Origin of the sequence: Cryobacterium zongtaii, from assembly GCF_002909375.1 — a bacterium.
Taxonomy (GTDB): domain Bacteria; phylum Actinomycetota; class Actinomycetes; order Actinomycetales; family Microbacteriaceae; genus Cryobacterium; species Cryobacterium zongtaii.
Window position 1 is genome coordinate 73459 of sequence record NZ_PPXD01000023.1, and the last position, 18979, is coordinate 92437.

At 68.5% G+C, this 18979-nt stretch carries 15 protein-coding genes; 6 read left to right on the forward strand and 9 right to left on the reverse strand.

Annotated elements, in window-relative coordinates:
- Positions 1-276 precede the first annotated feature (276 nt).
- The 6 genes from C3B61_RS14635 to C3B61_RS14660 all read left to right on the forward strand — a co-directional run bounded on the left by C3B61_RS14635 (position 277) and on the right by C3B61_RS14660 (position 7834).
- Positions 277-975 (forward strand): hypothetical protein, encoded by a 699-nt coding sequence (locus tag C3B61_RS14635; RefSeq protein ID WP_103461337.1) that lies wholly within the window; start codon positions 277-279, stop codon positions 973-975.
- A gap of 87 nt (positions 976-1062) precedes the next feature.
- Positions 1063-3738 carry a WecB/TagA/CpsF family glycosyltransferase gene (locus C3B61_RS14640; protein WP_103461338.1) on the forward strand — a complete coding sequence of 892 codons (2676 nt, stop codon included), beginning with the start codon at positions 1063-1065 and terminating at the stop codon, positions 3736-3738.
- A gap of 193 nt (positions 3739-3931) precedes the next feature.
- Positions 3932-4930, forward strand: coding sequence for a glycosyltransferase family 2 protein (locus C3B61_RS14645; RefSeq protein ID WP_103461339.1), 999 nt, complete (start codon positions 3932-3934; stop codon positions 4928-4930).
- Positions 4927-5652: a hypothetical protein gene (locus C3B61_RS14650; protein WP_103461340.1), complete on the forward strand. Its 726-nt coding sequence runs from the start codon at positions 4927-4929 to the stop codon at positions 5650-5652. The genes C3B61_RS14645 and C3B61_RS14650 overlap by 4 nt, the downstream gene beginning before the upstream one ends.
- Positions 5649-6491, forward strand: coding sequence for a YveK family protein (locus C3B61_RS14655; RefSeq protein WP_103461341.1), 843 nt, complete (start codon positions 5649-5651; stop codon positions 6489-6491). Before C3B61_RS14650 ends, C3B61_RS14655 begins: the two co-directional genes overlap by 4 nt.
- Positions 6488-7834 carry an O-antigen ligase family protein gene (locus C3B61_RS14660; RefSeq protein WP_133160309.1) on the forward strand — a complete coding sequence of 449 codons (1347 nt, stop codon included), beginning with the start codon at positions 6488-6490 and terminating at the stop codon, positions 7832-7834. The genes C3B61_RS14655 and C3B61_RS14660 overlap by 4 nt, the downstream gene beginning before the upstream one ends.
- 49 nt (positions 7835-7883) lie before the next feature.
- Here C3B61_RS14660 and C3B61_RS14665 read toward each other — a convergent pair whose 3' ends face one another.
- From C3B61_RS14665 to C3B61_RS14705, 9 genes are read right to left on the reverse strand one after another with little or no spacing between them, the layout of a single operon-like run.
- Positions 7884-9797: a DUF4082 domain-containing protein gene (locus tag C3B61_RS14665; protein WP_103461343.1), complete on the reverse strand. Its 1914-nt coding sequence runs from the start codon at positions 9795-9797 to the stop codon at positions 7884-7886.
- 36 nt (positions 9798-9833) lie between these two features.
- Positions 9834-11033 carry a glycosyltransferase gene (locus C3B61_RS14670; RefSeq protein WP_103461344.1) on the reverse strand — a complete coding sequence of 400 codons (1200 nt, stop codon included), beginning with the start codon at positions 11031-11033 and terminating at the stop codon, positions 9834-9836.
- Complete coding sequence (locus C3B61_RS14675; RefSeq protein ID WP_103461345.1) at positions 11030-12295, reverse strand: glycosyltransferase; 1266 nt, start codon at positions 12293-12295, stop codon at positions 11030-11032. The genes C3B61_RS14670 and C3B61_RS14675 overlap by 4 nt, the downstream gene beginning before the upstream one ends.
- Entirely contained in the window at positions 12292-13821 is a 1530-nt protein-coding gene (locus C3B61_RS14680; protein ID WP_103461346.1) for a lipopolysaccharide biosynthesis protein, read from the reverse strand. Before C3B61_RS14680 ends, C3B61_RS14675 begins: the two co-directional genes overlap by 4 nt.
- The gene (locus C3B61_RS14685; protein WP_103461356.1) at positions 13812-14894 is read right to left on the reverse strand and encodes a DegT/DnrJ/EryC1/StrS family aminotransferase; all 1083 of its coding nucleotides are present in this window, start codon (positions 14892-14894) and stop codon (positions 13812-13814) included. Before C3B61_RS14685 ends, C3B61_RS14680 begins: the two co-directional genes overlap by 10 nt.
- A 20-nt stretch (positions 14895-14914) precedes the next feature.
- Complete coding sequence (locus C3B61_RS14690; RefSeq protein WP_088457342.1) at positions 14915-15550, reverse strand: acetyltransferase; 636 nt, start codon at positions 15548-15550, stop codon at positions 14915-14917.
- Entirely contained in the window at positions 15547-16704 is a 1158-nt protein-coding gene (locus C3B61_RS14695; protein ID WP_103461347.1) for a DegT/DnrJ/EryC1/StrS family aminotransferase, read from the reverse strand. Before C3B61_RS14695 ends, C3B61_RS14690 begins: the two co-directional genes overlap by 4 nt.
- Positions 16701-17696: an NAD-dependent epimerase/dehydratase family protein gene (locus C3B61_RS14700; RefSeq protein ID WP_103461348.1), complete on the reverse strand. Its 996-nt coding sequence runs from the start codon at positions 17694-17696 to the stop codon at positions 16701-16703. Before C3B61_RS14700 ends, C3B61_RS14695 begins: the two co-directional genes overlap by 4 nt.
- Entirely contained in the window at positions 17693-18772 is a 1080-nt protein-coding gene (locus C3B61_RS14705; protein ID WP_103461349.1) for a Gfo/Idh/MocA family protein, read from the reverse strand. Before C3B61_RS14705 ends, C3B61_RS14700 begins: the two co-directional genes overlap by 4 nt.
- Between the last annotated feature and the right edge of the window lie 207 nt (positions 18773-18979).

Consider the following 18979-nt stretch of genomic DNA (forward strand, 5'->3'; position numbering starts at 1 on the left):
ACCAGTCCGCCCCGAGCCGCGTCACTTTACCCCCCGATAAGGTCACAGCGGCTCGTCGCTTGCCCGGCTATGGTCACCTCGTGAGGACCTGAGCCTGCCTCAGGTTTGAACACGAGTCCGTGCCGGGCCTTACCCTTCCGGCCGCGGGCTGTATCCGAGCTGAACCTGTACACCCGAAATGCAGGGATGGAACGTGACCACAACCATTATTTGTCGACCCCTCTGTGCGGCCGGCTGCCTCGCAGCCGACCGCTTCCTCGTTCGACGGCGACGCCGATGAACAAGCGTCAGCTCGGCCTGGCAGCGCTCGGCCTCACGGTGCTGGTGGCCAGCGCCGGCGTCGTGGTCGCGCAGCTGCTGCCCCCGACCGACCGGATCCAGAGCGTGGCGGAGTCGACGTCGCCCACCGCGCAACCGACCTCCGAGCGGAGTGTCACCCCGACGCCGGCCGACACCGACAGTGCGACGCCCGCTCCGGTTGAGGAGGAGCCGACGGACACCGGCGCGGACGGCGAGCGCTGGAGCGAAGCCGACGCCGCGCCGCGCACGTCGACCGAAGTGCTCCCTGAGCAGCCTGAGAGCGTCATCCTGCCACCATCGAAGCCCCGGACCACCCTCGTTTCGTTGCCGCTTCCCCCCACCGCCAGCTCGACCGGAACCGTGGTCGGCGGGTTCCCCACGGACGTCATGCCCGGCATCCCAGAGTCGGTTATCGACAACACGTCCGTCGCGACCGAGGGCGACCGTATGCAGGCCGCTCTGGAGGCCAGGACGTCACTCGGAACCACCGACGTCCTGGCGTTCTACCGGCAGCATTTCGCTCCGCTGGGTCTTCTGGAGTCCCCGACCACCGCCGCCAAACGGTCGACGACGCTGAGCTTCGCGCGAGGCGACGACTCCATCACCCTCGCCGTCACCGCCGTCGCCGGCGGGTCCAGCTACGTGCTCTTCGGCGCATTCACCGCGCAGGACTGACAGGCAGGCCCGTGTACATCTCGTTGTCCGGCATCTGCACACCCTCCCTTCCCTTATCCATGCCTGGTCTCCCTCGGTGGTGCGAACATGACTCTTGATACAGCCCGAATCGTCCTCGGCGGGTCCGCCGTGGACCTGCTCGAATTCAGCGACTCCATGGAACGGATAACCGAGCACCTCGAGGCGCCTGACATCCCGCCCCTGGCGGTCACGTCGATCAACCTCGACCATGTGCATCACTTCGGGGCGGGTGCCGACTGGTCGGGAACGCTCGACGACGACGTACCGGCGCCGGAGGCGGGGCACAGCCAGCTGACCTGGCTGAACCTCATCGATGGTGCCCCGCTCGCCGCGCAGGCCGGCCGCATCACCGGCCGCGCCTGGCCGCGCCTGGCCGGCAGCGACCTGATCGGACCGATCTTGGCGCTGTGCGAAAGCCGCGGCACCCGCATCGGCTTTCTGGGCGGGACGGCCGACACCCACGACCGCCTCCTCGCCGAGCTCGCCGCTCGATACCCAGCGTTGTGCGTTGCCGGTCTCTGGGCTCCCGCTAGGGACGAACTGAACGATTCGGTGCGATCGGAGGCGATCGCCCGCGAGATCCGCGATGCCGACACCGAGCTCCTGATCGTCGGACTCGGAAAGCCTCGGCAGGAGCTGTGGATCGCAGAACACGGGCTGGCGACGGGCTCCCGCGTGCTGCTGGCCTTCGGCGCCGTCGTCGACTTTCTCGCCGGACGGGTGACCAGGGCTCCGCATTGGATTTCCGCGCACGGACTGGAGTGGGCGTGGCGGCTCGCACTGGAACCCCGGCGCCTGTGCACCCGGTACCTCGTGCAGGGCCCACCTGCCTACCTCGCGGTGCGGCGGCGGGAGTCGATCGCCGCCCCCTGGACACCCTCTCCGGCGGTGATCGGTGTCCACCCCCACGATGGTGCGACAGAGAACCGATTCGTCGGCTTCGCCGACCCGGACGAGCACGCCGACGTGGCCGTCGTTGTCGTCGCCGACAGCACGGTCAGCGTCCTCCCGCTGCTCGAGGAACTCCGAGCGGAGTGTCAGGACCTCCGACTGCGCTGCATCGTGACCGGCGGGGACCCCGGTCGCACCTCCCGGCCCGAGCTGCTGCTCCAACGGGACGTGATCCTGGTGCCAACGGAACGAAACCGCGGCCATGCGGCTTCGATCAATGCCGCCAGAGCCCACATCGGCAGGGCGGACGCTGTGCTCGTGCTCGACGGCACCGGGGAGGTGGAGCGTGGCGCGCTGCGAACCATGGTCGACCGGATGAACCGCGCCGGCGCCGGCGCGGTGGTACCCCGCTTGCTCACCGGTGACGGCGCCACCCGTCGGCACCTGCCCAAGGAACCCACGGTGAGCCGGGCCCTCCTCGGCGCAACCGTCGAAAAGGACGATTCCGGCTCTGGAGGCCGGTTCAGCTCGGTGTACACCGACGCTGAGAGCTACGAGCATGCGCATCAAGTGCGCTGGGGGTTCGACACCGGGCTCTTGGTGCGCCGGGACGTCGACGACCTCGTCGGCGACAGGGACGAGCGGTTCACCGCCGCCCAGGAGTCGGACTACTTCCGCCGCGTGCGTGAGACGGGGGCGCCGATCTGGTACGAACCTGCCGCGCGCATCAGGTCCGAAGCCAGCCCCGGCGTCCGCCCGCCCGCGCTGGCGGCGCTGCTCGCCGCGAACCAGGTCCGCTTCACCCGCCGCTATCGGTCCTTCGGTTACGCGCTCGCCTTCCAGGCTGCCTTGGCCGTGACCGCCGCCCGGCACTGGACCGACCCCGCCCAGCGCACGATCGTGCGCACCCTGCTGACGGGATCTGCCTGGAGGACGGCGCCGGCCGCTCCCCCAAAGCCGGTCGCGGTCACCACGACAGAGCCCGGCCCGTGGGGCAGGTCCGCCACGCCGGCCGGCACCATCATCATCCCCGCCCACAACGAGCGCGCGACGATCGGACGTACCCTCGCCCTGATCGCCCCGATGGCGGCCCTGAACCAGGCCGAGATCATCGTCGTCTGCAACGGCTGCTCCGACAGCACGGCGTCGGTCGCCCGCCGGTTCCCCGGCGTCGCGGTGTACGACATCGAGACAGCATCCAAGACCGCGGCCCTCAACGTCGGCGACGCCGCCGCCCACGCCTGGCCGCGTCTCTACCTGGACGCAGACGTGGCGATCGAACCCACCACGGTGCGCGCGATCTTCGACTCTCTCGGGACCGGGCGCATCCTGGCCGCACGCCCCGAGTACACCTATGACACCACAGGCGCGTCGGCCCTGGTCAAGAGCTACTACCGCGCGCGGCGCAGAATACCGACCAATCGCGACGCCGTCTGGGGCGCCGGTGCCTATGCCCTGAACGCGTCAGGGCACGGCAGATTCGACCGCTTCCCCGACGTCACGGCCGACGACTCGTACGTCGACAGCCTCTTCCGCTCCGACGAGAAGGTCGTCGTACCGACCGGCTCTCCCGTGCGGGTCTTCACACCCCGGACCGTCGCCAGCCTCGTCGCCGTTCTCGCCCGCCAGTATCGGGGGGTCTCGGAATTGGGGACCGAGTCCACGACCGCCGGAAGCATCAGGTCCCTCGTCGCATCCGTGCGCGGCCCGGCGAGCGCGGCCGACGTGGTCTGCTACGGGCTGCTCACGGTGCTCGGCCGGCTCAGGGCCCACCGCGTAGTCAGCCGAGGCCGGGCGGGCTGGGAACGCGACCTGTCCAGCCGAGCACTCCCTCCGGACCTCGCGGCGTGACCCTGACGACTTCGGCCAATCACCCCCTCTCTGGGGTCCGACGGTCTGCCTCGACCGGGATACTGTCTGCTCCGACGGGGACCCTGGTCCCGTCAATTGCACCGTGGGTCTGGCTCGTAATACCAGCCACATCCGATCCGAACCAAGGGGGTGAACGCGTGTACTCATCACGTCGACCCTGCCCGTTCCTGCCATGACCGCGTTGACGCCCGACCGGTCGCCGTCGCCCGCCCCTGGGCGCGACACCTTCGTCAGCGCTGACCAGCCGGCCGATGTCGCGGTCATCATCGTCACCTACAACAGCGAGGCAGACGTCGGGCCGCTCCTCGCCAGTCTGAGAGAGGCCACGCCGTCTGTTCGGATGTGCGTCGTCGTCGTCGACAACGATTCGACCGATGGCACCCTCGGTGTGCTTGCCGAGCACGCCGACATCACCGTGCGCTCCAGCGGCGGCAATCGCGGCTACGCCGGCGGAATCAACGTGGCGTTGAGGCTTGTCGGCCGTGCACGCAGCATTCTGGTGCTCAACCCGGACCTGGTGGTTCGGCCGGACAGTGTGCGCGAGATGCTCAACTGCTTGGAATCAACCGGCGCCGGCGTCGTAGTTCCCCGCCTGGTGGATTCCCTCGGCGTCCTCCAGGCGTCGCTCCGCCGCGAACCGACGGTGCTGCGGTCGTTCGGCGAAGCACTGTTCGGCTCTCGGGCCCGGCGGAGGCCGGGCTGGCTCTCCGAGACCGTCTACGACCAGGAAAGCTACCGGCGCGCGCATGTCGTGGAGTGGGCCACCGGAGCCGCCCTGCTGATCGACCGGGCGCTCGCCGAGCGCCTCGGTGATTGGGATGAGCGGTACTTTCTCTACTCAGAGGAAACCGACTACTTCCGCCGCGCCCGGAACGCTGGCGCAACGGTGTGGTACGACCCGGCCGCGACCGTCGCTCACCGCCAGGGCGGCTCAGGTGTGTCCGCCGGGCAATCCGCGCTGATGTCCGTGAACCGGGTGCGCTACGCCGAACGGCACGGCACCCCCGCCGCCGCCGCGCTGGTGCACGTTGCGGTCACGCTCCATGCGGCCCTCCGGGCCCACCGGGCCGCCGATCGCTACGCCCTGGCCGTGCTGCTGGATCGTCGCCGGTGGAGGACCCTTCCCCATGCGACGAACACCGCCGCCTCTCCGATCGGGATGGGCGAATGACCGCCGCCGGCCTGCTGCGAGTTCTCCTGCGGCGCTGGTATGTCGTCGTGGCCGTTTTCGCCGTCCTGGGCGTCACGTTCGTCACCCTCGATGAGGCCGGCGGCGCTTACGTCTCGCAATCGAAGGTGGTCTTCGTGGTTCCCGATGCCGCAGCCGTCGGCGTCTTCGACGACCGACAGCGGGACACCCTGTTGGAATTCGTCGGGGCCATCGAGCAGGAGATCAACGACGGAAAGCTGCCCGACCGTCTCTCGCCGGACGCCCCACTCTTCGGCGCGGGAGTGTCCGAGGGGTATCAGGTCGTCATACCCAACACCGGCGGGCAGTGGGAGTACAGCTTCCCCGACCCAGTGTTGTCGGTACGGGTCGCCGGTCAGGATCCCGACAGGGTCAGAGAGACCCTCAACACCCTCCTCGACCGGATCGACGTTCTCACCGCCGACCGGCAGAGCACCCTGGACCCCCGGGATGCCATCAGCACGGAGCGGGTCCCGGCCGAGGCCACGGTCAGTCACGTCGGCGGATCCCGCAGAACACAGGCCAGGGCCCTGCTCGTACTCGGGCTCGTCGGGCTCGGCGTGGCCGCGACCGCGGCAACGCTCGTCGACCGGCTCGCCGGCCGGACTCCCAGACCCCGCCGCCAGGACGGGCCGGCCGGCCAAACCCTGCCGCCCACTACTTCACCGGGCACAACCGCCCAGCAAACGGAGCGTGTGACATGACATTGAAGAACTTCCTGCGAGGCCTCGGACGGCGCTGGTACGTGGTGCTGATCGGTCTGGTACTCACCGGCGTCGCTGCCGGCGTCGTGTATTCCGAGGTGCAACCCACCTACCAACGCAATGCGACCCTGCTCCTCATGCCCGCGGCCTCGAGCGTTCCCGAAGGAGAGAACCCCTACCTGTTCCTCGGTGGCCTCGGCCAGGCCAGTGACGTGTTGGTGAACACGATGGCGTCGCAGACCGTGCGTGAGTCGTTGTTGGATGGGCATCCGGCCGCGGACGCCACCGTCCAGCGCATCGCGACCAGCAGCGGTCCGCTCCTCTCCGTCACCGCCACCGGCAGCACCAACAGTGAGGTTGCCCTGGTGCTCGACCGCGCCCTCTCCGGCGTGCAGACAAACCTCAGCTCCCTGCAGACCCAAGCCGACGTTCCGGAGGTTGAGCGCATCACCGCGATGCCTCTCACCACAGACGAAACCAGTACGGTGATCCAGAAGAGCCGGCTGGAAGCCGTCGCCGCAACAGCTGCCGCCGGCTTCGCTCTCACCCTGCTCCTGGCCGGGTTGGTGGACGGGCTGCTGCTGTCCAGGGACAGGAGACGCCGGTTGGATCCGCCCGTTGCCGATTCCGCCGGCACGCCGGATGACGTTGAGCTCGAAGACGGCCGGGCAACCGAGGACTCCGACGACGACCTCGGCGCACCCCAGGGTCCGAGGGACCCGGACCTGTCCCGTTCCGGCGACCGCCGGGTGCTTGCCGGCGTCCCGGACGGCTTTGACGACAGCACGATCCCCGTCAAGCGCGGCGCAGACGCACGCGCTCCCGAGCACGCCGAATGAGCAGGCCGGCGCCCGCGGCGACCCGCGCCGCCGCGACGGAGAGAGGTCCCCGTCGGGGGATCGACGGACTGACTGTTCTCACCGTGTACGTGGTTCTGCTGTTCGCGGTTCCGTCCGGACTCACGATCACGGCCCTGGGGTCGGCGGGACGGCCCGCGACGCTCTGGGCCCTCGGCGCGGGACTCTGGTGGTGCTGGCATCAGCTGCAGCGTCAGTCCCCTCTGCCACCGGGCCCGCGACGCGTATCCGCGGCATTGTTCGCCCTCCTCGCGGTGGCGGGCTTCAGCTACGCCTGCGCCATGCTTCGCGGGCTGCCCACCGACGAGGTCAGCCCGGCTGACAACGGGCTCCTGCGACTGCTGGCGTGGGCCGGGATCCTGCTCGTCGGCATCGACGGTCTCCCCAGCGTCGGCGAACTACGGGTCCTGCTGCGCAGGCTCGCGTGGGCGGGCGGCGCGATGGCGACCCTGGGCATCCTTCAGTTCCTGACGGGCAACCTGCTCCTGGAGTTCTGGCACTTGGTGCCGTTCACGATGTGGGAGGGCCCCACCTCGGACGCACTCGACCAGCGAGCCGGCTTCATCCGCGCGTCGGGAACGGCGATCCATCCGCTTGAGTACGGAGTCGTCCTGGCCATGGCTTTTCCGATCGCCCTCGCCCTGGCCGTCGAGAATCGCTCGGCGCATCGGCTGCTCCCCTGGCTGCCTGTCGCCATGATCACTGTCGCGTCACTGCTCTCGGTCTCCCGGTCAACCCTGATCGGCCTCGCCGTGGGACTGATCATCATGCTGCCGACCCTCTCCCGCAACGTCCGGATGCTCATTGTCACGGTGGGCGGCGCCCTGACCGTCGCGATCGCGGTGCTCGTCCCCGGGATGATCGGAACGATCCGCGGTCTGTTCACCGGACTGGGGTCGGACCCGAGCACCGCATCGCGAACGACCAGCTACGACATCGCCATCGACTACATGAGCCGGTTCCCGGTCGTCGGCAAGGGATTCGGCACCTTCATCGCGAAGTACCACATCTTCGACAACCAGTACCTGCTCCTGGCGATCGAGTTGGGAATCCTGGGCGTCATCGCCTTCCTCATCCTGGTCGTCGCCGGCATCGTCAGTGCGGCGCAGGCCCGCCGCACCGCCACAGACAGCCTGGACCGGCAGCTGGCCCAGGCCCTCGTCGCGGCACTCGTCGCGGGCAGTCTGCTGATGGCCTTCTTCGACGGTTTCGCGTTCTCGATGTCTGCGGGGATGCTCTTCCTCGTCCTCGGCCTGGCCGGGGGTGCGCGGCACCTGCTCGCTGCAGGGCCTCCCGTGCCCGGTCAGCCGATGGCCACCCGATAGGACAGCTGGACTCCTCCGGGCAGTCGGCGGTTCAGCCCGCGGACACCCGCTACTCGCTGCCCGCCCCTGCCGTGAGGGGCACCCGGTAGATGTGGTAGCTGAATTCCTCGGCGAAGGCGTCGGTGAATCGTCCCTTGCCGTCGACCGCCAGGCTGCGATCTTCTCCCAGCACCTCGACGTTCTTGCCTTCGACCCCGGGCGGCAGAGTGAGAGTGCGCTCCCCCGGGCCGGCAGAGCCGTCGACCATCGCGAAGATGTAGGCCGACCCTGCATGGGTTTTGAGCATGGTGTCGAGCTTCGGACCGAAGGTGTACTCGTAGGACTGGGTGTTGAGCACCGGGGCGAGTGAGTGAATTTGAGCGTTCACCGACTTCACTGCGGCGACCTGAGCATTGCCACAAAAGCCCGGGGTGACCTGAGATTGGCGGAAAACGTTGCTGCTTTGGCACGTTCCACTGAGGCTCTGATTGAAATAGGCAATCCCTCGGGCTTCGTTGATGATCGAGTTCATCACCGCCCCCGTGAGCTGCCCCGGGGTGAGGTAGGACTTCGGCGCAGCATCCGGCGGACCGCCGTTCAGGTTCTCCACCCATTGCCAGAGAGGTTGCAGTTTTCCGTCTGCGGCGTCCTGGGCGCGGAGGGAGTTCATAGTGGCGCCGTAGCTCGACGCGGTGCGACAGGTCGCCTGCGCGACCGGGGTCAGATACACATCCCGATACGGGGTCTGGTCGCAGAAGGGGATGCTGTACCAGTACATGTCCACCGACACCACATCGGTGTATCCGTTCACGTACTGGCGCGCTGCCTCCTGCGGGAGGTCACTTGCGATCACCATCTGGGTGAAGTTCGCGTAGCGGAAGCGCCCGTCGTCGGGGAGGGCGTCGACCAACCCCTGGAGGTGCTTGTGGCCGTCTGCTGGGGTGAATCGGCCGTCGACCTCATCGTCAAGGAACTGGCCCACCCAATTGCCGCTGTCGGCGGTGAAGCCGTCGTTGAGCTTTCCGCCGATCCAGAACACACCGTTGTCGGCAAAGAGCCGGTACGGCGTGCCATCCCACATGCCGCTGTACGTGTTGATGCCGAGTGACTTGTCGTAGACGACCTCGTCATCGGTGCTGAAGTTGCCGAACCAGGAGACGATAGGGAAAAACGTCGGGTCGTCCCAACCGGCCGCGTCGGCCTTGCTGAACTGTTTCCAGTAGGCCGGCCCGCCTTCCCAGGGAATCCGCGGAAGGGACAGCGTGGTCCCGGTGTCGCTCGGGGGCACCGTGATCGGGTCGGGCGCAGCCGGGGTCGGGGTGGAGGCCGATTCGGCCGGGGCCGAGGGACTAGCGGCCCGCGGGTGGTCTTCCGGCACCGTTTCACCCGGGGCGGCGGGGCGGAACCTGACGTCGACGTAATAGTTGGTGTCCTCGAACGACGCGGTCGGGAAGCCTCCGGACCCGTAGCGGAAGACGCCGCCGCCGGCCGGAACCGACAGCGCGCCGTTGGTATGCGGGTCGGCGAGCGCGCCGGCATCCGAGGCGTAGTGACCCCGTGGCGCGAAGTAGGAGGCGACATAGCTGTGGCCACGGTGAACCGGCACCGGTTCGGCGAAGGTGGCTTCCTGCCATCCGCTGGAGGATTCTCGGGTGAATTCCACCCGACTCAGCGGGTTCCCGTCACCGTCCCACAGAGTTCCCAGGTGTGGTCCGGTGTTGCCTGTCCCCTTGTAAAACCGGAGACCGGTCACCCAGCCATCCCGGGTGCTGGTGAAGCGGACGCCCACTTCCACCGACGCATCGTCCGACGCTGCGGCCACAGTGGGGGTCGGTGAACCGAAGATGTTGGCTTCTGCCCGTGCCTGTCCTGCGACGCCGGCCACCAGCGACAGTGCGGCCACAACGACCACGACGCCCGCTGCGACGATCACCGCCCACCGCCGGCGGCTCGCCGTGATGACGGTGGTCTGTTCCGATGGCATGTGCTGCTCCCTCGCGATGGCCGAACTGCCGGGTGCTCAGGTGAGCGCGCCGGATGCTGCGGGTCGTGATCGTGGCGTCGCGGGGACACCTGAGCTGCCCGCGGGGACGACGAGGTCCAGGAGCCGCCCCGCCCGGACGTCCCAGCTGTGGGATGCCGCAAATTCGATCCGGCGTCGGCGGTCGGTCTCAGCCTCCGCGCCGCGTGCCGGATCGGAAACGATTCGCTGCACGTGCTCAGCGAAGTGCCGCGGATCAGTCCCGACGTTGATCAGGTCGGTGTTCAACCACTGGACTGCCGGCAGATCGGTCGACACCACCGGCAACCCGTTGGCCAGGTATTCCAGGGTTTTCAGGGGAAAGCTGGCTCGGTTGAATGACGTGATGCGATACGGCGTCAGGCCGACCGCCGCCCCCACGAGATGACCGGGTAGTTCCGCAAACGGAACCTCCCCGAGCCAGGTCACCGTCTCTGCGGCGAGAAACGCGTCGAGGCGGACCGTGATCTGGGGATCACGCTCAGTACGCGGTCCGACGACCAGGATCGGCACCCCGGTCGCCAGCACCGCTTCGAGCACGTCGAAGTCCAATCGCTCATTGAGTTGTCCGACCAGGGCGGCAGCGGCTTCCGGGTCCCCGCGGTCCGGTTGACGCCGGCCGTCAGACACAACGGGTTCGCAGCCGTTGGGCAGGACCTCGACCGGGCGGTCGACGGCGAGACCGCTGACTGTTGCGGCGAGCTCCGGGGTGACCGCGGCGACGACGTCTGCCCGGGACACATTCCTTCGGAGGATCCGGGAAATACCAGACTGGGGCAGATCCAGCAGGGCAGCGCCGGCCACCCAGTCGTCGGTGAGGTAGAGCAGCCGACTACCCCGCACCCGTCTCGGGAACCGTGCCCGGGGAGTCGCCACCACGACAGCGGTCACGTCGGCGTTGAGCTTCCTGACCGCCCAGCGGACTGCCCAGGCGCCCAGGGCACCCGCGATGGAGAGCATTGCCCGCTTCGACGCGAACGGCACGGTGACGCTGCGCAGCCGAACGATGTTCGGGCCCTCGGAGACAAGCTGAGGCAACGGCCAGCGGTAGTTCCGGCGCAATGTCCTCTGCACCGCAACCGGAGGGTCAACCCAGAGCACCGGGATGCGTCGGGCCAGCGCCGCCGTGAGACGCCGGTCGGTTCCCGGAACGGCATCCCATTCGGCGCCGGCGATGTAGACGAGGTACGGCAGTGTCACGAGCCCGCTCCCGTCGTCACCGGCAGGCTCCCGGGCCGGACTCTCGCCGGACGGGCGTTGAAGTCGTCGGTCTGCTCGATTCCGATCAACCGACGCACACGTTTCCCCGCGTAATACCGGGCGTACCGGGTCAGGGCCGCAGCATCGTGCCGGACCTGCTGCCCGCGCGTGACCCGCAGCTGGAGTGCTGCGCGATAGATGGCCAGCTGGGTCACGGCTGCGGCCTCCACCGAGAACCGCCCGTGCACGGTTGCCAGGCCGAACGCGCCGACTTCCGCTCGAAGACCGGCGTCCACGAGCAGTTGCCGGAGGATGCCCTCCAACCGGGCCGGACCCATTTGGGCCGATTCTCCCACCCCGTACCACCCGGCCCAGAGGAATTCCGGCAGGGTATCCGGGGTGAGAAGCTCCCAGTATCCGCCCTCCCCCTGCACCACCAGCGGTTTCGCGAAGGCGAGCGCCTTCAACGCAGACCCGCCCATGCCGAGCATCACATCGGCTGACTCGTAGACGGGCCGGGGATCGGTCACCTCGCCCAGCAGGACCACGGTGCCGGCACCCGAGTCCGCGTTGACGTGCGCGGCACGGGCGGCCACCTCCTCGCGGGCGGGCCCGTCCCCGGCGATGACGAGCCGAATGGCCGTGTGCCGGGCCAGGGCTCCGACGGTGTCGATCGCCGTGAGGATTCCCTCCAGCTTCAGCTGATGGGCGAACCGGGTCACCATGCCAGCCGTGAACCGGCCGTCGTCGCCGGCTCCGAAGACCCCGGCGGGCACCGCACCCGGATGATTCTCCGTCAGGTCGACCGGCGGCTCCAGCAGGCTGACCGAGGAGCGACCGAAGGCACGCTCGGCGGCGGCGATCGCCTCGGTCCCGACCGCGAGTGGCAGGCTCTTCGGAAGGAACGGTGCGACAGCCATCGACATCACGGTGGACACCGCGACGGCGGATGGCTGCAGCCGGCTGGCGAGGACGCACTCCAGCGCCGGTGGCCACTCGTAACCGTGCAGCACATCGATCTTCCGTTCCACCACGAGGTCGGCGAGCGCACGGGCCACCCGGGGTGACGGGCGCCGGCCCGGTCGTGGAGCCGCGACGAATTCGAGACCCAGATCGGCGATCCGCTGCACAAGCGCACCCGGGGTGCCGAAGACAATAACCCGGTGACCACGGCGCTGCAGCGCGGCCGCAATCTCAATCGCGTTGAGCTGGCTCCCGCCGATCCCGAGGTCGTGCGGGTAGACGAGCACCCTGAGCGTCATGCGCGCCCCCCGGTCATGCGCCGGGCCAGCCAGCTGGTCGGCCAGGCGAGGCCGGCCAGAACCCGGCCGAAGGTTCGGGAACGGCGAAGCGACGGCGGCACGAGCGGGAGAAGCAGCGGTGCGGTCAGCACCAGGTAGAGGATGCCGCCGGCCAACCCTCCGAGCAAAAACTTCGCCGGAGCCGCTGACACCAGCATCGCCACGGCCCACGCTGTCCCTCCGGCCGCGGTGCCGGCACACACCGGCCAGGCAATCGCCCGCACCATCACACCGAACGGTCGAGGGATCGTTCGTCGCAGCATCAGGAGATACAACGGGAGGATGACTCCCGCGCTCACCAGAATGTGGGCAAGTCCCACGCCCACCAGACCGCCGTATCGGACACCGACCGCCATGGCGGGCAGGAGCACCGCGAGAGCGGCGACCTGCACAAGGAGCAGACCGCCGGTGCGACCGGTGGAGATGATGATGTTCGCCAGGAGGAGGCCCAACACGAAGATGACCCCGTAAACGGCGAGGACGACGAGGGCCGGTGCGGCTCCCGTCCACTGGGTTCCATAGATGGTCGTGAGCAACGGCTCCGCGAGGGCGAGGGTGAGTGCGCCGATCGCGCAGGCCACCAGGGCGACAGTTCGGCAGGCCTGAAGCAGGGCGCCGCGAAGGTCCCCGCCTTCGTGACGCACTCGGGAGAACGCGGGTTGAACGATGCCGTTCAGAACGGATCCGATCACGGCGGTGGACCAGGCGGCGATGGTGAACGCCAGAGAGTAGAGCCCGGTGGCTTCAACGCCCAGGGTGCGGCCGACGAAGACGTAATCCACATTGAGCAACGCCTGGCTGAGCAGGTTGGCCAGTGCGAGCGGCAGTCCGAAGCGAATCAGCATTCCGATCTGGTCCCGCCGAAAGCCCGGCCGGTAGCGTTTTTTCACCTTCATGGTGAGGATCACCCCGGTGACCAGCTGCGCCGCGACCCGCGACCAGGCGAAGGCCAACGCCCCATCACCGGCGAGTGCCACCAATAAGAGGACCGCGCTGCTCGGAACGAACGCGATCGCTGCCGCTCGAAAGATCACATCCTGCCGGAAGTCGCGTTGGATCAGCGCCCCCGGCACCACGAACGGCCCGATGAGTGCCACCGAGAGCGCCATCACCCGTAGCGGCCCTGCGGCATCCGGGGAGCCGAGGGCAGCGGCGAGAGGGTCGGCAAAAACGGCCATCGTGGTGCCCAGCACGAGGCTCGTGATGATCGAGACCGTGGCGATCGTCGGCGCGATGCGGTCGGGGTCGAGGTCGTTGCGGAGCAGCGCCGAAGAGATGCCGAGTTCGGCGAGGCTGACGACGACCCCCTGCACGACCATGGCCAGGGCGAACACCCCGAACGCCTCCGGGGCCACGATGCGGGCGACGATCGCCATGATCGCGATGTTGGCGAAGCGCAGGAACAGGGTGCTGCCGGCCGACCAGAGCGCCCCCCTACGCACCTGATCGCCGAGGACCGAGCCGGGTGAGGCGTCGGTCACAGGCATGATTGCAGGGTGTCGACCACCCGATCCTGCTGCTCGTCGGTGAGGCCGGGGTAGATCGGCAGCGAGAGGATCTCCCCGCTCAGGCGTTCGGCGACGGGGAACGTGCCCTGCCCCCTGGCCACGTCAGCGAAGGCGGGGAGCTGATGCACCGGGACCGGGTAGTGAATGCCCACGCCGATACCCGCGTCGCTCATGTCCTGATACATCCGGTTCCGTTCCGGAACCCGCACCACGAATTGGTGGAACACGTGCTCGTTCCCTGGCGCGGTTCGCGGGGTGACCACGCCGGGAGCCCCGTCGAGCAGGGCGGTGTACCGGGCGGCAAGGCGTCGGCGTTCGACGTTCCACCCGTCGAGCAGGGCGAGCTTGGCGGAAAGCACCACGGCCTGCAGGCTGTCGAGCCGGGAGTTGGTCCCCACGCTGAGGTGCTCGTACTTGCGCACTCCGCCGTGGTTACTGAGCGCACGCACCTCGGCGGCGATCGCGTCGGAGGATGTGATCACGGCACCTGCGTCACCGTAGGCGCCGAGGTTCTTACCGGGGTAGAAGCTGGTGCCCGCCACGTCCCCCAGGGACCCGGCGCGCCGACCATGGGACCGCGCCCCCTGGGCCTGCGCCGCGTCTTCAACCAGGACGACGTCGGGGCCGACCAGCAGACGGAGTTCGTCGACCGGCGCGGCTTGACCGTAAAGGTGCACGGCGATGACCGCTCGGGTCTGGGCGGTCATCCGCTCGCCCACACTCACGGGGTCGAGGAGGAAATTCTCGTCGCAGTCGGCGAAGACCACCCGCGCACCGGCGCGCAGAACGGCTTCGGCGCTCGCAACGAAGGTGTTGGCGGGAACGATGACCTCGTCGCCTGCGCCGATGCCGCTGGCGCGCAGTGCGAGCTCGAGCGCGTCGGTGCCGTTACCGACACCGATCACGTGCCGGCTGGTGCAGTAGGCCGCGTATTCCCCTTCGAACCGGGCGACGTCGGGGCCCTGGATGAAGGAACTCGCCGCGATGACCCGGTCGAAGCCCTGCCGAACCACGTCGGCGATCTGCTGATGCTGCCCGGCCAGGTCGAGCATCGGGACTCGTTCGGTGGTCTTCACACTGCGCTCCTCTGATAGACGGACCGGGCGGGGACACCGGCCCAGGTTTCTCCGGCCGGCACGTCGGCGATGACAGCGGCGCCCATCCCGACGATCGCGCCGGCTCCGACGACGACGCCCTGCCGGACGGTGGCGTTCATGCCGAGGTAGGCACCCTCGTGCACGGTGACTCCCCCGGCGAGGGAGACTCCGGCGGTGAGAGTGGCAAAGTCACCGACGACCACGTCGTGCGTGAGGGTTGCCTGCGGCATGACCACGACATGACGGCCGACTCTGACGTCGGCAGTGAGCACGGTGTGCGCAAGCAGCACACTGCCCCGGCCGACGGTGCAGGAGGCGGGGACACGTGCCGAGGCGTCGATGACGGTGACATACCGCTCCGGTTGCACCTCCAGGGCGGCCAGCCGGTCCGCCACCCGGCGTCGCCCGGCGCCGGAGCCGACGCAGATCAGCAGCCCGGTCCGGTGCCTCGCAGCGAGTTCCAATCCGCCGATCACGTCGATTCCAGCCACGCGGCTGCCGTGCAGCTCCTCATCGTCGTCGAGGATTGCCACCCAGCGGAATTCACGCTGTTCCGCCGAGACGACCTCTCTCGCCAGGCCGCTGGCGGCGAGGAGGATGACGTCTCTCATGCGGCGCCCCTGCGACGGGTGGACGAGACCTGCACCACAGCATCGATCACACGGTCCTGTTCAGCATCCGCCAGCTCGTGATAGAGCGGCAGGATCAGCGTATTGTCGTTCAGGCGTTCGGTGACCGGAAGCGGAACGTTGTGCTCGACCCAATCCCGGTAGGCCGGTTGGCGGTGTGCCGCCATGATGCCGCGGCGGGCCGAGATGTCCGCACGCGCCAGCGCCTCGACGAGGCCCTCTCGATCCGTGGGAAAATCCGGGAGCACTTCGACCCAGTAGGACTGGAAGTTCGAGGTTCCCCACTCCGGGTCGCTGACCACGCGCAGACCCGGCACTGCGGCCAGGGCGATGCTGTACCGCTCCGCCAGCTCCCGTCGCTTGCGCACGACTTCCGGCAAGCGTCCGAGTTGCACGATCCCGATCGCGGCCTGAAGGTCGGTCATCCGGTAGTTGAATCCGATCTCCCGGTATTCCTCGGCCGGCGAAAGCACACTTGCCTGGCGGCTGGCGGCCGAGAGGCTCATCGAGTGCTCCCGAAGCTGCCGGGCGCGGGTCGCCCACGCCGTTGTCGACGTGGTCAGCATCCCGCCCTCTCCGGTGGTGAGGAGCTTGCGCGGGTGGAAGGACCACGCGGCGATGTCAGCCCCGGCACCGACCGGGCGCCCCCGGTAGGTGGACCCGGCGCCGCAGGCAGCGTCTTCGATGACGACGATCCCGCGCAGTTCGCACACTGCACGGATCGCGGCGAGGTCAACCGGGATCCCGCCCTGGTCCACCACGATCACCGCTCGTGTGCGATCGGTGATGACCGCGGACACGGTCTCCGCGGTGAGGTTGCCCGTCGCCAGGTCCACGTCGGCGAAGACCGGGCGGGCGCCGACATACGTGGGCGCGTTGGCGGTCGCGATGAACGAGAAGGAGGGGACGATCACCTCGTCCCCGGCCTGGACGCCCGCAACGACGAGTGCCAGGTGCAGGGCCGTGGTGCAGTTCGACGTCGCCACGGCGTGCTCGGCGCCCATGGCCGTCCCGAATTCCTCCTCGAACCGGGCCACCCGGGGTCCTTGCGCGACCCAACCGGATTCGATCACTTCGGTGACCGCCTGGATCTCGTCGGCGCCGATCCACGGCTTCATGACATTGATGCGGCTCATGAGGTCACCAGCGTTCGGCCGGCGGCGATTTCCTCGCGGAGGGGTGCCCACCAGGCCACGAGTTCCCGGAGCCCCTGATCGAGCCCGACCCGGGCTTCGAACCCGAGATCCCGCCGGGCTGCGGAGACATCAGCAAGTCGGCGCGCCACTCCGTTAACCGCCCGGTCGGGGCCGTGCTCAACCGGCAACGTCGAATCCATCGCTCGCAGGAGGTGCTCAGCCAGTTCGAGCAGGCTCGTCTCCACCCCGCTGGCGATGTTGTACACGCCGTCACGGCTGTCACTGGTCGCAGCGAGCAGGTTCGCCCTGGCGATGTCGGCGGTGAACACGAAGTCCATGGTTTGGCGGCCGTCCCCGAAGATCAGCGGTGCTTTCCCGTCGATGATGCGCTCCATCCACCGCACCAGGACTTCGGTATAGAGGCCGTGCACGTCCATCCTCGGACCGTAGACGTTGAAGTACCGCAGCGCCACGAAGTCGAGGCCGCGCATGGCTCTGAAGCTGCGCAGCATGCCCTCATTGAACGACTTCGCCGCACCGTAGAAGGTGTCGTTGTTGTGGTGGTGGTGGCGCTCCGAGGTGGGGAAGTGCTCCGCGAGTCCGTACACCGAAGCGCTGGACGCGGTGATGAGCTTCTCGACGCCCCGGTCGGCCGCCGCCTCGAAGACGTTGAAGGTGCCGTCGACGAGCACCTCGAGGGCCAGGCGCGGATCTTCGGCGCACTGAGTGATCCTGAGTGCTGCCTCGTGGAAGACCAGGTCCTTGCCCGCGACGATGTCATGGACCAGGTCACGGTCACGTAGGTCGCCCTCCACCAGAGTCACCCGGCCAGACGCCAAGGCGCCGGCGAGGTTGTCGCGCCGGCCCCTGACCAGGTTGTCGAGCACGTCGATGTGCGACGCACCGGCATCAAGGAGCTGGTCGACGATGGCCGATCCGATGGTGCCGGCGCCGCCGGTGACAAGGACAGTCGCTCCGACCAGGGCGCTCATGACGCCTCACCGATCAGGCTCAGGTCATCGGCACTGGCACGGATGTCGGCAACGGGTGCGAGTTCGGCCGCCGCCAGGCTCCTGGTCGCCGCCTCCAGCACCGCCAGTACCCGCAGCCCCGACTCCCCGTCGGTCCTGGCGGGACGTTTCTCCCGGATGCTGCGGGCGAACTCCGTCGCCATCGCACCGAGGGCCTCGTGTTCGGGGAGGGCGGGCGACCACGTGTCACCCAACCGATAGGAGATCGTCGACTCCCGACGCGCCTCCCCGCCGACGGCCTGCAGCGACAGGTCGACGCCGCGGTCGTAGACGCTGACCCGTTGTTGCGGGTTCAAGTCGTCCCAGACCAGGGTTCGTTTGGTGCCGCCGATGATCATCTGGCGAATCTTGGTGGGGCTGAGCCAGTTCACGTGCACGTGGGCCATCGCCCCGTTCGCCAACGGCAGCGCGAGGTATCCCACGCACGCCTTACCCGCCCCCAGCGGATCAGCGCCGTGGGCCGACACCGACAGCGGCCGCAGCCCGCCGGGAAGCACGAAGTCGATGATGGACAGGTCGTGAGGGGCGAGGTCCCAGAAAACGTCGACGTCGGGCTGGATCAGGCCGAGGTTCACGCGCACCGAATCGATGAACAGGATGTCGCCGAGCGCTCCCTCCGCGACAAGCTCCCGGATCTTCAGGACGGCGGGCGTGTAGCAGTAGGTGTGGTCGGCCATGAGGACCAGTCCCCTGTCGGCGGCCGCTCGAACCATGTCCCGGCCCTTGACCCCGGTGTCGGCGAGAGGTTTCTCCACCATCACGTGCTTGCCTGCGCTCAGGGCGGCCCTGGCGATGCCGTGGTGGGTGGCGGCCGGCGTGGCAATAGCCACGGCGTCGATGTCATCGGATTCCAGCAGGTCCTTGAGCGATGTCACCACGCGGGCGCCGCCGACACCGTCGGCGACCCGTTGGGCGCGGTCCCTGTCGAGGTCACAGATCGCGACCAGGTCCCATTCCGGGTTGGCTCGGAAGTTGCGGGCGAGGTTCGGCCCCCAGTATCCGGCGCCGACGACGGCGATTCGAAGTTTCGTGTTCACTGATACCCCCAGGGTGTTGTGGGCGTTCAGGACCGCTCGGGTGACGGGCCTGTCATGCGAGGCTTCACCGCGGGTTCGGTGAAACCGAATTCTCTAGCCGGATCGTGTGAAGACCACGTCGACGAAGTAGTTCTCCGCCTGCCAGCTGTTGGTCGGGAAGCCGCCGGCGGCTCCGTAGAGGTACCGGCCGTTGGACGTCGTGCCGGC